The sequence below is a fragment of the Chamaesiphon sp. OTE_20_metabat_361 genome (assembly GCF_031364565.1).
This window is the reverse complement of the sequence record NZ_JANLWO010000486.1, coordinates 1-11491: the sequence shown is the minus strand read 5'-3', so window position 1 is coordinate 11491 and position 11491 is coordinate 1. Positions and strand designations below refer to the sequence as shown.

Annotated in this window: 13 protein-coding genes and 1 tRNA gene; 6 read left to right on the top strand and 8 right to left on the bottom strand. The window is 47.7% G+C overall.

Annotated features, from left to right (window positions below; all coding sequences use genetic code 11):
- Nucleotides 1-791 (top strand): orange carotenoid protein N-terminal domain-containing protein (locus tag RMO35_RS14230; protein WP_309741966.1); only part of this gene is annotated, 791 nt, incomplete at its 5' end.
- A 72-nt stretch (nucleotides 792-863) separates the two neighbouring features.
- Here RMO35_RS14230 and RMO35_RS14225 read toward each other — a convergent pair.
- Entirely contained in the window at nucleotides 864-1133 is a 270-nt protein-coding gene (locus RMO35_RS14225; RefSeq protein WP_309741965.1) for a DUF3493 domain-containing protein, read from the bottom strand.
- Nucleotides 1134-1190: 57 nt separating this feature from the next.
- Between RMO35_RS14225 and RMO35_RS14220 the strand changes: the two genes are divergently transcribed.
- The 3 genes from RMO35_RS14220 (at nucleotide 1191) to RMO35_RS14210 (ending at nucleotide 2209) form a co-directional block, all read left to right on the top strand.
- Nucleotides 1191-1262: transfer RNA gene (locus tag RMO35_RS14220), tRNA-Thr, on the top strand.
- Nucleotides 1263-1296: 34 nt separating this feature from the next.
- Nucleotides 1297-1860 (top strand): Uma2 family endonuclease, encoded by a 564-nt coding sequence (locus RMO35_RS14215; RefSeq protein WP_309741968.1) that lies wholly within the window; start codon nucleotides 1297-1299, stop codon nucleotides 1858-1860.
- Nucleotides 1861-1957: 97 nt separating this feature from the next.
- Nucleotides 1958-2209: a DUF2281 domain-containing protein gene (locus RMO35_RS14210; RefSeq protein WP_309741964.1), complete on the top strand. Its 252-nt coding sequence runs from the start codon at nucleotides 1958-1960 to the stop codon at nucleotides 2207-2209.
- On the opposite strand, the gene mutL is transcribed toward RMO35_RS14210, so the two are convergent.
- Complete coding sequence (gene mutL, locus RMO35_RS14205; protein WP_309741963.1) at nucleotides 2156-3916, bottom strand: DNA mismatch repair endonuclease MutL; 1761 nt, start codon at nucleotides 3914-3916, stop codon at nucleotides 2156-2158. The genes RMO35_RS14210 and mutL overlap by 54 nt on opposite strands.
- 116 nt (nucleotides 3917-4032) lie before the next feature.
- Entirely contained in the window at nucleotides 4033-4170 is a 138-nt protein-coding gene (locus tag RMO35_RS14200) for a hypothetical protein (protein WP_309736204.1), read from the bottom strand.
- A gap of 169 nt (nucleotides 4171-4339) precedes the next feature.
- Here RMO35_RS14200 and RMO35_RS14195 point away from each other — a divergent pair, with 169 nt between their 5' ends.
- Nucleotides 4340-5356 carry a TOBE-like domain-containing protein gene (locus RMO35_RS14195; RefSeq protein ID WP_309741961.1) on the top strand — a complete coding sequence of 339 codons (1017 nt, stop codon included), beginning with the start codon at nucleotides 4340-4342 and terminating at the stop codon, nucleotides 5354-5356.
- On the opposite strand, the gene RMO35_RS14190 is transcribed toward RMO35_RS14195, so the two are convergent.
- From RMO35_RS14190 to RMO35_RS14175, 4 genes are all read right to left on the bottom strand, one after another.
- Nucleotides 5353-6543 (bottom strand): AAA family ATPase, encoded by a 1191-nt coding sequence (locus RMO35_RS14190; RefSeq protein ID WP_309741959.1) that lies wholly within the window; start codon nucleotides 6541-6543, stop codon nucleotides 5353-5355. The two genes, RMO35_RS14195 and RMO35_RS14190, sit on opposite strands and share 4 nt — an antisense overlap.
- Nucleotides 6544-6585: 42 nt before the next feature.
- Nucleotides 6586-7170, bottom strand: coding sequence for an RNA 2'-phosphotransferase (locus RMO35_RS14185; protein WP_309741958.1), 585 nt, complete (start codon nucleotides 7168-7170; stop codon nucleotides 6586-6588).
- Between the two features lie 223 nt (nucleotides 7171-7393).
- Nucleotides 7394-7681: an ATP-dependent Clp protease adapter ClpS gene (gene clpS / locus RMO35_RS14180; RefSeq protein WP_309741957.1), complete on the bottom strand. Its 288-nt coding sequence runs from the start codon at nucleotides 7679-7681 to the stop codon at nucleotides 7394-7396.
- A 5-nt stretch (nucleotides 7682-7686) separates the two neighbouring features.
- Nucleotides 7687-9732, bottom strand: coding sequence for an FAD-dependent oxidoreductase (locus tag RMO35_RS14175; protein WP_309741967.1), 2046 nt, complete (start codon nucleotides 9730-9732; stop codon nucleotides 7687-7689).
- 131 nt (nucleotides 9733-9863) lie between these two features.
- On the opposite strand from RMO35_RS14175, the gene RMO35_RS14170 reads away from it, so the two are divergent.
- Entirely contained in the window at nucleotides 9864-10001 is a 138-nt protein-coding gene (locus RMO35_RS14170) for a hypothetical protein (RefSeq protein ID WP_309741956.1), read from the top strand.
- 517 nt (nucleotides 10002-10518) lie between these two features.
- Here RMO35_RS14170 and RMO35_RS14165 read toward each other — a convergent pair.
- Entirely contained in the window at nucleotides 10519-11322 is an 804-nt protein-coding gene (locus RMO35_RS14165) for a PspA/IM30 family protein (protein WP_309741955.1), read from the bottom strand.
- Between the last annotated feature and the right edge of the window lie 169 nt (nucleotides 11323-11491).

Here is an 11491-nt window from a genome sequence, read left to right as displayed (position 1 = left end):
CGGCGAGTATGGCACTGGCGCAACCACTGCTCGATCAAATTAAGGCGATGCAGCCTGCTGATCAGACTCAAGTCATGACCGATTTTGCGATGCACACAGATACGCCAATTTGCCGCGCCTACACTGCATTCCGCATGAATACCAAGCTTGGCTTTTGGTATGAACTGGGACAAATGATGAAACAGGGTCTGGTGGCACCCATTCCTGCTGACTATGTACCTTCTGCTGAAGCAAGTGCATTACTCGAAACAATCAAGCAGCTTGATGCAGGTCAACAGATCACGGTATTGCGGAATACTGTAGTTAACATGGGTTATGACCCCGCTCGCGGTCAAGACTACGATAAGCGCGAAGCACCTTCGGTTACGCCTCGTGCCTTTGCAGATCGTTCTCGTGCTGCTATCGAAGGTGTGGAAAACTATACCGTCTTGAGCTACATCGATAACATGAATGCTTTTGACTTCATGGCGGCATCTAATTTATTTGCAGAAGAAGGCGCACTCCAACCTCCTTTCCAAGCTCCCGTTGTTGGCCCTGCGGCAATTCTCACCTACATGCGGGAAGAATGTGTCGGCCTGAAAATGTTACCAGAACGTGGTGTGGTCGAGTCGATCGATGATGGTTATACCCAAGTTAAAGTCACCGGAAAAGTTCAAACTCCTTGGTTTGGTGCCAGTGTAGGGATGAACATTGCTTGGCGGTTCTTACTTGATCCTCAAGGTAAAATCTTCTTTGTAGCGATCGATCTTTTAGCTTCTCCTAAAGAGTTGCTCAACTTGCGTCGCGGTTAAGTCGCTTTAAGTTGGAAATCAGATACCAGATAGGTAAATTACTCCTGTCTGGTATTTTTGGAAATTGACACGCTAGACTTTAGATCGATCAACCCGCAACAGCCATACCATCACAGCAACTACTCCAATTTGGAGCGCTAGATTGGGAACATTTGTCTCTAGATCCCTCCCGGCAATTACTTTAAAGAAAAAAACTATTCCACCAATTGCCCCAGACGCTAAACAACTCACGTAGACAAACTGACGTAAGCCTCTAAAGGGCGATTTTGCCTCCGCCTGGAGCCGACTCCACAGTTCGGGATCGATCGAATCAGGCTTAGGTTTTGGCTGTAATTCTGTCATTTTGTGCTCGATTCCATCTATAATAATTGGCTGGGTACATTAATTTTACCCGATTCCGCCGATGTGGCTCAGTGGTAGAGTAGTTGATTCGTAATCAATTGGTCGCGAGTTCAAATCTCGCCATCGGCTTAAAATTTTATATTGAATGCTAGGTGGACTCAAGATGGTTCGATCGCCAGTTAAAGTCATGACCTTAACAGAATTCCTATTGCTGCCAGAAACTAAGCCAGCAAATGAATTCATCGATGGTCAAATTATTCAAAAGCCAATGCCGCAAGGGAAACACAGCTTAATTCAGGGACAACTAATAATTAATCTTGAGGCAACACTCAAACCTCTGAAAATTGCTCGTGCTTATCCAGAACTTCGTTGCAGCTTTGGCGGTCGATCGACCATACCGGATGTGACAGTATTTACTAGCGAGCGCATTCCTCGCGATGAAAATGGCGATATTGCTAATGTGTTCGAGATTGCACCAGATTGGACGATTGAAATCCTATCTCCCGACCAAAGTCAGACCAAAGTAACCAAAAATATTTTACATTGCTTGCAAAATGGGACGCAAATGGGTTGGCTGATAGATCCAGCAGAGCGCTCGGTATTTGTCTATGCAACGGATCGATCGACCCAAGTATTCGATGAAGAGGTCGATGTATTACCCGTGCCTGAATTTGCCAAAGATTTTCAGCTCACTGTAGGAGATTTATTCGGATGGCTGCGGGATTAATCATCAGGTAGTTACAGCATAAATTTAGTCTTAAACTGTTGAAATGGTAGAACACATGTAATAGTTGGCAAAGCCTCTCACCCAAGGTACATTCACAATGCTATCTCCAACCCTAATCGCTAGTCTCGAAAAGCTTCCCGAAAAACTGCAACAGGAAGTACTTCACTATGCCGAATTTCTCGCGGCAAATTATGCTCAAAGCAATCCACCGACACCAACACCAAAACGTCGTCAAGCTGGTACCATGCAAGGTATGTTCGAGATGTCTGATGACTTTGATGCGCCACTAGATGTTCTAAATACCGTGACTCTTGCCGATCACCCAATGACGACGAAACGATCGCGCTAGACTGCTTTCTTTAAATGCCAGATAAATCGGTCGTCCGTGGGGACAGGTGCGCGGATTGCGGGTGCGTTGCCAGCGATCGAGCAAACTTTGCATCTCAGTTAAACTCAACGGTGTCCCATTGCGAATCGCACAGCGACAGGCGACGGCAACTTGAGCGGCTTGTAAGTCTCCGCCTAAGCTAAGTTCGGTAATTGCCGCTGCGATATCTTCTCGCATCAATAGGGGCGCTGGAGCCGTCCGAATCGCCCACAACCCTTCACCAAAAGGATCGATCGCAATGCCGATTTGCTGTAGTTGGGCTATTTGCCGCTCTGACAGGTGCGAGAGAATTATCGGCGTTTCGAGTGGTAAAAGCTGCCAAGCAGTACTTATTTGCTCGTATAACACCCGCTCGTGAGCGATATGTTGCTCTACCAGCCACAAGCCATCGGCATGTTCGGCAATGATATAGGTATTGTGTACCTGTCCGACAGCGCGGAGTTCGAGCAAGCCCAGACCGTCACCATCATTTATAATTGCCCGTTGGGGGATATGGTAGGCTCCTTGCTGCTCGGCGACTGCGAGTAATTTACCGATTCGGCTGGTGTGAGTATCATCATCGATCGATTCAGGTTCAAGATTCAAGGCACGATCGATCGCTTGGGATACTTGCGCTTGCCAGTATTCTACCTGCTGGAGATAGATTTCCACTTTGGCGGGATGGCGATTCCAGTCGATGTAGTGGGGGGGAATCTGAAGATGTAAAAAGCAGACAGGATAACGATCGCGCGGCAATGTTCGCGCCAAGCCACTTATTATCGTTTGCTCCAATTCTGGTGCCCTGACAATCCGACCGTTCACCGCAACTTTCACCCAGTCTAACCGATGGCGATGACACCGATCGGGCAATCCCAATGTCAACTGAAGTTTAAACTCCTCCTGAAAATCTTTCGTCTGACTAGTTGAATAACTGCAACGCCCGACAAGATCTGCTGCGAGATCGAGTTTCCCCCCGTCTCCCAGTCCCCCAGTCTCCCCGTCCCCCCATCCCCCCATCTCCACATACTGAAGGTCCTCCACCCGCACTTTCGGCAATAATTGGGGAATAATTTGCTGAGTAGTCTTAGAGCCGATAATCTGAAACCAGGGACGATGCTGCTGTTCTATTAGCCAATTAATCTGGGGATGGCAGAGCGCCAGATGGTGAATTACCGTCTGCACTTGACGCAGTTGACAATTGAGATTGGGCAAACCTTCCCGTCTGGCCTCCCAGTCCCCAAACAAATCTTCGACATCGATTGCCGTACCGGGGGCGATCGCGACTTCTTGTTGCCGCAGCACTTCACCCTGATGGTTGTAGACTAGATGCCAACCGTCGCTACTGTGGCGGGGACGGCTGTAGATTTCCAGATTGGCAAGTTGGGCGAGACTGTGCAGCGCTTCGCCCCGAAATCCCAAACTAGTAATATGAAAAAGGTCATCGCGATCGTCGATTTTACTCGTACTGTGAGCTGTTGCCGCCTGTTGGAGATCGGCAAGTTCGATCCCGATCCCATTATCAGCTACCCGAATTCGCCAGCGATCGGGAAATAACGAAACTGTAATTCTCGTCGCGCCAGCATCGATCGCATTTTCACACAGTTCCCGCACCACCGCGCTCAGAGAATCAATAACTTCCCCAGCGGCAATCAGGTGAATTACATCGATCGGTAGTGTGTGAATCGGCATTTAACAGCGTTGCAGGCGTTACTGGCAACTAATGGTAGGGGTAATTCATGAATTACCCCTACCATTAGTAGGAGCGGTTTCTAACCGCTTGGATCTTAATTTTATCGATCGATCGTCTAGACAGCGTAGGCATGTCGCAATGCCCAGATAACCAGGACGACAATCCCACCTAATACCAGCGTCGAAGAGATGGCGATGGCTGCTGGCGTATCTGCCCCTTTGAATTTCATGATGCCGCGATCGAGATCTGACATAGCTACTAAATTAGAAAGAATAGTGTCCCCATACTAGTATACCCAAAATTGCTCATCGCCGCCTGTTCGCGCAGCGTACGGTCGGTCAGCGACCGATGCTAAGATACGATAATTCGAGCGATTACCTGTAAATTCTCTCGTGCAGAGGCTACACCAATCAACATAAATTGTGGGAATTGCAGTAGAAAATATCTCTAAGCGGTTTGGAAATTTCCAAGCTGTCGATCGCGTAAATCTGGAAATCGATCGAGGTGAACTGATTGCGTTGCTAGGCCCTTCCGGCTCTGGTAAATCGACGCTCTTGAGGTTGATTTCTGGACTCGAAGTACCTGACGAAGGGCGACTGTGGTTAGGAGGAGAGGATGCAACTAAGCAGAGTGTGCGAGAACGCAATATCGGCTTTGTCTTTCAAAATTATGCCCTATTCAAACATCTGACGATCGGTCAAAATATCGCCTTTGGTTTGGAGATTCGATCGATCCCCGCTGCAAAAGTCAAAAAAAAGGTTGCCGAACTCCTGGATTTAATTCAACTTAGCGGCTTGGGCGATCGTTACCCAGCCCAGCTTTCTGGCGGACAACGCCAACGTGTCGCCCTTGCTAGAGCCTTAGCCATCGAACCCAAAATCCTCCTCCTCGACGAGCCGTTCGGGGCGTTGGATGCCAAAGTCCGCAAGGATTTACGCGCCTGGTTGCGCCAACTCCACGATCGATCTCGCGTCACGACGGTATTTGTTACCCACGATCGATCGGATGCCATGGAAGTTGCCGATAATATTGTCATTATGAATAAAGGACGGATCGAACAAGTCGGCACTCCCGCCGAGATTTACAATCGTCCTAATAATGCGTTTGTGATGGGCTTTATTGGGCCAGTAAATATCTTACCCAGTAGTTCAAATATCTTCCAAAATTATCGGTTAGCAACTACCAATCCACAAATGTTTTTGCGCCCTCAAGATATTGCCATTGAAACCGGATCGAGTACTAGTAACGTCGCTGCCAAAGTCAACCGCGTCACCCATCTCGGCTCAGAAATTCAAGCAGAATTAGCTCTAGATGATGGGCAGGTAATCATGGCACACCTAACGCGCGAACGTTTTGATGAGTTACAGCTCGCACCACAGCAGCAAGTATTTATCAAGCCGAAAGAGGCGAAATCTTTCCCGATCGATTATTCAATTTAAACAAATTTATGAACGAATTCATAGGTAAAATCAACCCGTCCTTTGCGTAATAAAGCCGGATCCATCCGATCGGTAGTATTGCAGGTCATTAATACCACCAACTTTTGTTCGATGTGTACTCCCGCCTCATCGATCACGCTGCGATATAATGTCCCATCGAGCAGGCTTAAAATATGTTCGGTGGTGCTATTGTCTTGAGCGGATTCGAGAGCGCGATCTTTGGCTAGATTGTCCGCTTCATTGATAATCAAACAAATTTTTTCGAGATAGCTAGGTGGGACAAAATTCTCGACGGCATCGCGATCGAGGATGAAGATTACATAACCCAATGGCATCAATACTTCTTTGGCTAGTGCTTGCGTCCACACGGTTTTACCCGTACCGGGGGCACCATTAATCAAGACTGCTACGCGATCTTCTTCGAGGATGGCTTGTTGGACGCGATCGCTAAAGCTTTGAATTTCCGCTGAAAACGATCGAATGGGATAGTCGCTATTGATTTTACCTACGCGACTTTTATAGCCGCTTAGAATCACTGCTACATCGTAGGTAGCCTTACTAATTAACGGTGCTAAATCTTTAGCAGAAATTGTATATTGACGCTTACCTTTTTCGTATGTCTCAACTTGTACCCAGATATCATATTCCTTCCAATATGCCGACACATAACCGAGGACTTCTAAGCGTTCCCAGGTGGTGAATCGATCGGGTGGATAATAAAAATACCGTTCCCAATAGTACTGAGTAATCAGATCCGGCGTACCCAAAATCTCCAGAATATTCTTCATGGTGATCTCTTCGAGTCGATTCAGGACATACTCGATCGGAATGCTATCGCGACTGACTAATTGGACGATCGGTGTTTGGGAGACTAAGACATCTTTATGACGACGATCGGGTGCTGCTGGATCGGGGGTAATATAGTTCCACAGCTCGTTAAATTCGTACTGAACGCTATCGGAAAATACATTCAGGATGTTTGCCCACCACGCATATTGTCTGCGGCTGAGAGCGTCAGCAACATCGCTCAAAAAGTCGGCACTCCGTTTTGCCAAGCTCCAGGTATCATTAACCACAATATTGGCAAAAAATCCAACATCTAAATCTCGATTCAGGGGTCGCCAGCCCGAGGCTAATAGTCCTTTGCTTTGAGCGTTATTAGTTTGATTGAAATTGTCGTAGCCCATATTAATTTTCTACCTTAAGATATGCTGTTAGAGCGTCAACGCTCACGGCACGCGATCTAATTGTGTTAAATATTGCGGGGGGACTGCATCGACCAACCACACATCATTTTCTGTTCGATAAAAGCTAAAACCGTCAGCAATCATTGCTAGCGTATCGACAGCTAAAATGACACTTTCGCCTCGCCGACTACCCACTTTGAATGCCATATTCAGATCTGTGGTGAGATGGACGTGATGGCGAGACATTTTCTGCAATCCCGATGCAAAAATTGCGGCGATCGCTCGAATGTGAGTGCCATGATAGAGAATGTCTGGAGGAGTTCGATCTAAAAGCTGGAGATCGATCTCGATCGAATGTCCCTGATTGGCGCGAATCAAATCGCCGGATTCATTAAATGCAAAACGTTGTTTATCATTGGTGGCAACTACCTGTTGTAGATCGGCTAGACTAATCTCAAATCCATGTACTGATGCTGCTGCTAAGAACTTATCTACTTCAATCCAGCCACCGCGCATGAGTTCTAATCCCAATCGTTCTGGCTGATGGCGCAAGTGCTTGGATAAGTATTTACTGATTCTAACGTAGCGTTGGGGAGTTTGCCGAGCGTCAGGCATAAAAGTTGTCATCTTGTCCGAATTCATCGATCTTTAGCATACCCAGAATCAAGATCGGATCGAAGTTTTTACACTAAACCTGGCGCAGTTCCCCAACTTATTGAAAAAATTGAGGAGCTGCGCTCGATTGTCAGCCAATATTTTACTTTTTAATTAAGAGCGAAATGCTGACTTTATTGAGCCGATCGCCGAAGGTTTTAACGCTCGATCGATCGGTTTTAATAAACTTATTTCCCTAACCTGCTTCTAGAGGTGCCATCGTCAAACCCGCACGGCGGAGCTGCTGGTGATAGAGTTCGGCTTGTTCTTGCGGGCCGACCCAGACGATCGCGCGACCTTCAAAATGGACTTGATTGGTGAGTTCCCACGCCCGATCTTCGCTCATGCCAGGGATATAAGTCATCAAACAAGTATGTACATGCTCGAAGGTATTAAAGTCATCATCTAAGACGATGACTTTAAAGTTCGGATACGTTTTAGGTACAGTTACTGTTTGACTTGACCTTTCAGTCGTAATCGTCATTTTAATCACTTCCACTCTTGCCAATTATTATTAAAAATCGAAGTTTTCGGAAAAGACGTGGGGTTATTGTTGGTTTCTAGGCGTTTGCGTAACTCTAGCAGCTCGGGCGATCGATTGGGAAGTGGCTCGACCATTTGGGCGGGGGTGATGCCTTTATCTAATGCAAAGGCAGCAGTAGTACCTGCCGCAGCACCAGCAGACCATTCAAAAGAGTGAATTCGGTAGGCAGCAGCAGCGACGTGACTGGTGGCGATACTTTTGCCAGCCACTAACATATTATCAATCTTTTGCGGGATCATCGCGCGTAGCGGAATTTGGAAAGGATAAGCTTGTCCCTCGCCTTGCCGTGCGCCAGCACGTTCGTTGTTATTTGGCGATTCGGGGGGGCTATTTTGCATACAGGGGTGGAAATCGATCGCGTAGTGTCCGATGCCGACGGTATCAGCATAGAGAGTCGCGCGATTGCGGGGAGTTGGTTTATCGCCAGTGAGGACATTGAGGGCATTTACCCCCGATAACTCGGCTTGTAACCGCCGATATGCTGCGGGAGATAGATCTGGTACTTTTTTAGGATCTAGCAGGTTGTTGCGGCTCATATCGACCTCTGCGATCGTAAATCCATCTTTGTATCCATAGGCAGGTCTACCGACGATCCTACGTCCTTCGCGAATGTAGGGATATTTGGACAATCCGTGCGCGGTGCCCATCGGGGAATCTAATCCGCTGACATAGCGTTGATTGGGATTGGTAGTTTTGACCCAGTAATTTGGGGATTTGGGGTCGGGATTGGCGCGAGAATCGGTCGTGCCAGCCACGAGCCAATAGTAGAAGCCTTGAGCGTTTTCTTCGCCTTTGCGGAGGGTATCGGCACGTAAGCCCCCCATCCAGCCACCTGCGCCCAATTGCCCGGATGTTTTTAGTTGCGATCGATCGAGGATGAGATTATCCTGGGCGCTACCGGGACGATAATCGTTCCCCCATGTCCAGTTCTGCATGGAGATATCGCCCGGTGTGGGGGCTGTATAGTTGATACCACCAAATTTGGTTGGTTTGCCCTTGCCAGAACTATAAATCCGCCGATAAGTATAGACTACGCCAAAATCAGCCAGCCGCTTGAGTTCGTAGCTGTAATAGGGCGAGTACTGTTGGTAAAAAGTTGGTTCTACTTGGAGTTGCGGCGTTGAAGTTGTCTCCATTGCGAAAGGATAAGTAAATCCTTGAGTGCAGTAAGGATCGCCTGTGGTAGTGGCTGCGGAAGGTTCTTGTGATGAGCGCGGATCTAGTCCCAGCCGATAGGGGACATCTGCTAAACCGATTAGTTCTCCGGTTTCCGTGGCATCGACGACATACCAGTCGGCGGGTTTGGCTGCTTGCTGTTTGGGGGTTTTATAGGTGGGAATGAAGACAATTTTGCGCTTTTGAAATCTGGGCGAATCTTGATAGCTATAACTATCTTCGATTGTTTTCGATAGCGGCTCGGTATTGAGTGGTGCCGTTCCCGGTTGGGGTTGGTGCTGAATGGCGATGACGGCATTAATCTGTTGCCCGTTGCCTCTTTTACCGACGATTAGTTCTTTGACGACGGTATTAGGATACCAGTAGAGTTTGCCGCGCCCTTTACTCTCGGCTGTTTTCAACATCCCGTACAGGATTTTGTGAGCATCTTTCGGCAAGAAACAAGCTTCGCTCACCCAGCAGTAGCCGGAATTTAGCTTGCCATAATAATCCTGAACTTTTTGGCGAAATTCTAGATAACCGCGCGGGAAATATTTTTTGGCGCGTTGGGTAGGACGTTCGTCTAGGGCGGAGACACCTTGCGCGGAGATCTGTCCGCCCACCCAGTCGGTAATCTCAGTCATGCAGACTTGTTTGCCCGCCAGGAGTCCTTCATAGGCGGTTGCCATCCCGCTCAAGCCACCACCTGCGACCATGATATCGCACCCGATCGTCCGATCGACTGGTTTGGTCTCGGCAGCTATGACGGCTGAAAAGTAACCTAATTCAACTGAAACTAAACCCACACACAATAATGCTAATGGTTTCTTTATCATTTGGTTGGCTAATTTGGTAAATACGGGGTTTAAGCTTAATTCATTTCGATCGCGTGTACGATTGCCACTCAATTGCGGAGCAGTCATCATCGTTCGACTGTAACTAAATATTACTCTTTTATCTACAGCTTGTGACTAAATCCATCCTGACACGATCGGCGATCGTTTTATCTCGATTCAACACATATCATCGATCGCAACAAGTCGATCTAGATATATTAGACTTCCTGCGAAAACTCACCACATTCCATCACAAAGCCTACAAATAATTTTGAGTGACTAGGTAGATGCAAATATTTGTTAGATAGCTTTTGCTTGAAACCTAGATGGTGGGCAGCGGTTCGCGCTCTGGAGGTTCCCTCCAGATTGAGCGAAACAAGACAGTACCCACCCAGCCCTTTCAGCGCGAACACTTGTATTGCTGCCTCAATCACCAAATCATGCGGTTTTGAAGTTGATGCAATTATGGCGTGCCCTTGCTCGATCGATAAATCGCTCGTAATTCGATCGAGGAGGGGCATCAGATAATAGCGGCAAAAATCTGGACTGAATTCAGCTATCTGGTAGTAGGGTGGGCAGTGCCCACCACATGGGTTTCAGGGAATTTCTGGGAGTTGAAATAATTATGCCGAATTTACCGTTGCTTACCATCGCGTAAGCCAGTCAAATTTTTGACAAGACAATCGGGACGATCGATCTCGACAACCGTCCCTAGTCACTTTAGAAAAATAAACTACTAGCTAATCACTGGGCAAAACCCCAGAATTTAGTGCGTGTTAATGCGATCTACAGACCGTCAATTTGTTTGCGTAAAGCTTCTAATTCCTCATCCTGGGGACTCATTGGCGCTTTGACCGTATCTTTGGGGGTGGTCGGCGCGGCAGTAGGCGAGACAGTCCCTTGAGGTAGTGCGGCGGCTGGTTGAGCTGTCCCACCGAGCATTTGCTGCTTCATCGCTGCTAGCTCGTCATCGACATCGCTACCCGCCGAGAGCGCGGCAAATTTGCTTTCGAGATCGGCACCAGTAAGTTCGGCGGCGGCTTGAGACTTAGCTTCTTGAATTAAGACTTTTTCTTCCATCCGCTCGAAAGCTGCCATCGCACTATTAGTGCCGAGGCGACCGACGGCACCTTGAAGTTGCTCCTGAGCCTTGGCAGCTTGGGAACGCGACTTGAGCATGTCTTTCTTGGTTTTGGCTTCGGAAATCTTGCCTTCAAGTTGGATCAGACTCTTTTTCATCGTGTCTACCATGCCTGCTTGCCCGTCTAACTGAGCTTTGAGGCTCCCGGCAGTTTCGCTGTAGTTCTTCTTCCGCACCAGGGCTTCACGGGCGAGATCTTCATCGCCTTTTTGCAATGCTAATTGCGCTTTGCTCTGCCAGCTATTGGCATCGCCCATCGCTTTGTTGTACTGTTGCTCGGTGCGTTTTTGATTGGCGATGCTGCTGGCAACGGCTTGGCGTAGTTGTACCAAATCTTCCTGCATGTCCATCACTGCCTGTTCCAGAATTTTCTCTGGATCTTCGGCTTTGCTCACCATATCATTGACATTCGCCCGCAGCAGTCTGCTCACCCGATCGAATAATCCCATATTACTATCCTCTGAATATTTTCCTGCTTTAGTAGCTGAGTATCTAGTCCGCTTCTAGTGCTAGAGTTTTGACTTGACAATTTAAATACTTGACCTAGTAATTATGATAACTTCTGGATCTGACGATCGGGCATGACTATACTAGGAATTAGTCATAAGTGCGCTATTT

Coding starts and splice junctions, on each gene's coding strand:
- RMO35_RS14165 (WP_309741955.1), bottom strand. CDS start 11,322: ATGGGATTATTCGATCGGGTGAGCAGACTGCTGCGGGCGAATGTCAAT.
- RMO35_RS14215 (WP_309741968.1), top strand. CDS start 1,297: ATGGTTCGATCGCCAGTTAAAGTCATGACCTTAACAGAATTCCTATTG.
- RMO35_RS14185 (WP_309741958.1), bottom strand. CDS start 7,170: ATGACAACTTTTATGCCTGACGCTCGGCAAACTCCCCAACGCTACGTT.
- RMO35_RS14190 (WP_309741959.1), bottom strand. CDS start 6,543: ATGGGCTACGACAATTTCAATCAAACTAATAACGCTCAAAGCAAAGGA.
- clpS (WP_309741957.1), bottom strand. CDS start 7,681: ATGACGATTACGACTGAAAGGTCAAGTCAAACAGTAACTGTACCTAAA.
- RMO35_RS14225 (WP_309741965.1), bottom strand. CDS start 1,133: ATGACAGAATTACAGCCAAAACCTAAGCCTGATTCGATCGATCCCGAA.
- RMO35_RS14210 (WP_309741964.1), top strand. CDS start 1,958: ATGCTATCTCCAACCCTAATCGCTAGTCTCGAAAAGCTTCCCGAAAAA.
- RMO35_RS14175 (WP_309741967.1), bottom strand. CDS start 9,732: ATGATAAAGAAACCATTAGCATTATTGTGTGTGGGTTTAGTTTCAGTT.
- RMO35_RS14200 (WP_309736204.1), bottom strand. CDS start 4,170: ATGTCAGATCTCGATCGCGGCATCATGAAATTCAAAGGGGCAGATACG.
- mutL (WP_309741963.1), bottom strand. CDS start 3,916: ATGCCGATTCACACACTACCGATCGATGTAATTCACCTGATTGCCGCT.